Annotated in this window: 2 protein-coding genes; both read left to right on the top strand. The window is 51.4% G+C overall.

Annotated features, from left to right (window positions below; translation table 11 throughout):
- A partial coding sequence (locus CKL79_RS23630) for a hypothetical protein (protein WP_205879188.1) occupies nucleotides 1-232 on the top strand: 232 nt, incomplete at its 5' end.
- A 63-nt stretch (nucleotides 233-295) separates the two neighbouring features.
- The gene (locus CKL79_RS22130; RefSeq protein WP_121971675.1) at nucleotides 296-2,440 is read left to right on the top strand and encodes a recombinase family protein; all 2,145 of its coding nucleotides are present in this window, start codon (nucleotides 296-298) and stop codon (nucleotides 2,438-2,440) included.
- Nucleotides 2,441-2,566 lie beyond the last annotated feature (126 nt).

Raw genomic sequence — 2,566 nt, forward strand, 5'->3', positions numbered from 1 at the left:
TTCAGTGTGCCAGCCACAACACCCCCATAAGAACGAAACCAACTTCGTACCCAACGATTGGATTAAGGGGATTATTGCGATTGGTAAAAGCGATCGCGAAAATAAAAGCACATCCCCCATCGTCAGTAGAGGACGTGCTTTCATGCAAAAGCGCCACGACCCCCCCCGTCTACCCGCCTGCAAACCAAGAGCCTGTGGCAGCATCTGCCGGAGCCGAAACGCCAACGGCTGATCAGCATTCTCAGTCAGATGCTAGAACGCCATCTGAGCGCCTCAACAGCAAAGGAGGCGAGCAATGAGTCTGAAACCTGAAAACAGCTGGATCTCAGAAAAGCTACAAGCTCATCATCTAGAGCGGTTAGCAGTGGTGTACGTTCGCCAGTCCACGTTGCAGCAAGTGCTAGACCATCAAGAATCGACTCGAATTCAGTATGGCTTAGTAGATCGCGCCCAAGCACTGGGCTGGAAACCAGAGCGGGTACTCACAATAGACGAAGACCTGGGTAAGTCAGGTAGCAGTGCCGAAGGCCGTTTAGGCTTCCAACGACTGGTCACCGAAGTGGGCCTCAACCATGTTGGCCTGATATTGGGGGTTGAAATGTCCCGCCTTGCCCGCTGCTCAAAAGATTGGCATCAGTTGCTGGAAATCTGTGCACTATTCGGTACGCTGATAGCAGATCTCGATGGTATCTATGACCCTAGCCAGTACAACGACCGCTTGCTACTGGGCTTGAAAGGCACGATGAGCGAAGCTGAGCTACACATCCTCAAACAGCGAATGGTTCAAGGTAAGCACAACAAAGCCAAACGGGGAGAACTGGGCTTCAGCGCACCGATTGGCTACGTTCGCCGCCCATCAGGAGAGATTCGCTTTGACCCAGACGAGCAAGCGCAACAGGTCGTCAAGCTGGTCTTTCGTAAGTTTGAGGAGCTAGGCACGCTGAACGCGGTACTCCGCTATCTCGTTGGAAATCACATCCAGGTAGGTGTCAGGGTTTTATCTGGCCTCAACAAAGGCGATTTAGAATGGCGCAGGCCGAATCGACCCACCTTGCAGAACCTGCTAAAAAGCCCGGTCTATGCAGGCGCTTACGCCTACGGTCGCAAACAAACGGATGCTCGGAAAAAGAAAGTCGGCCATCCTCACAGTGGGTTAGTGGTCAAACCGTTGGAAGAATGGCTCGTGTTAATCAAAGACCACCATCCTGCCTATATTTCCTGGGCGCAATATCAGCAACATCTTGACCAGCTCAAATCTAATCGAGCCCATGCTGATGAACGGGGTCATGCCCGCTCAGGTGTAGCCCTGCTCTCAGGATTACTGGTCTGCAGTCGATGTGGTGCTCGCATGACGGTTCGCTATCACCGAGGGAAAGCCTCTCATCACTACGTCTGCTGCCGTGAGATGGCTGATTATGGCGGGGCGCTCTGTCAGCAGTTGGCAGGTGCTTGTTTAGATGAATCTGTCACTGAGCAAGTCCTGCGGGCATTGGAACCAGCAGCGTTAGAACTATCACTGGCTACTGCCACACATATCGAACAAGACCGCTCAGCGCTAGACGAACTGTGGCGTCAGCGGCTAGAACGTGCCAGCTTTGAGTCGGCGCGCTCAGGCAGGCATTACCATCTCGTAGAACCTGAAAATCGTCTCGTTGCTAGACAGCTAGCTCAGGAATGGGAAAATGCTTTGCAGGCCGAACAGCAGCTTAAAGAAGAGTATGAAAGATTCTCTCACGAACAACCTAAACAACTTACAGATGAGGAGAAACAAGAAATTCGTCAACTAGCCGAAAGCCTCCCTGCGCTCTGGTTAGCCGAAACGACAACCCATGCTGAACGCAAAGAATTGGTACGTCAAGTGATTCAGACAATTACTGTAGATGTTGAAGGAGAAAGTGAACAGATTCGGGTTAGTATTGAATGGAACGGTGGCTTTGTTGAACAGGTGAGTGTCATTCGGCCAGTGGCCAAATGGGCTCAGCTGAGCAACTACCCACAACTCTGTCAGCGCCTTGAACAGATGGCTGAAGCCAAGCTGACCACAGATGAAATGATTGAGCTGCTGCACCAAGAAGGCTTTTATCCACCAAAGCGACGCAAAACGTTCAATCGAGAAATCCTACGGTCATTAATGCGTCGCCTTGGGTTAGGGACTCGCTATAGTCCAAAATCTAGGAAAGCCTTGGATAGGCATGAATGGTGGCTACCTGATTTGGCAATTACCCTAGAGATGCCGGAGGTGACCTTATATAATTGGGTGCAACGAGGCTGGGTAAACGCACGACAACTGCCTGAACCTCCTAAACACTGGGTCGTTTGGGCCGATGAGTCCGAATTAGAGCGGCTGCGCGCGCACCGAAAACGCCCTGCAGGTGAAGTCTTACGCCTGCACTGGAACGAGGGCACTTCTGATATCACCATTCCACCTGAAGTACCCTAAAGCAGATGATAACAACCAGTTTTGCACTTTACAGGAGAAGCTAAATGCCCAAAAGTCAGCCTTTAGATAAACAACCTCAGCAGCATCAGATAGATGCCTATGGGGGTATTGAGGCTGGCACATCTC

The sequence above is a fragment of the Leptolyngbya sp. BC1307 genome, from assembly GCF_002286735.1.
Lineage (GTDB): Bacteria > Cyanobacteriota > Cyanobacteriia > Phormidesmidales > Phormidesmidaceae > Phormidesmis.

What these genes read in the sequence shown, in the direction of transcription:
- CKL79_RS22130 (WP_121971675.1), top strand. Translation starts at nt 296, where the DNA reads ATGAGTCTGAAACCTGAAAACAGCTGGATCTCAGAAAAGCTACAAGCT.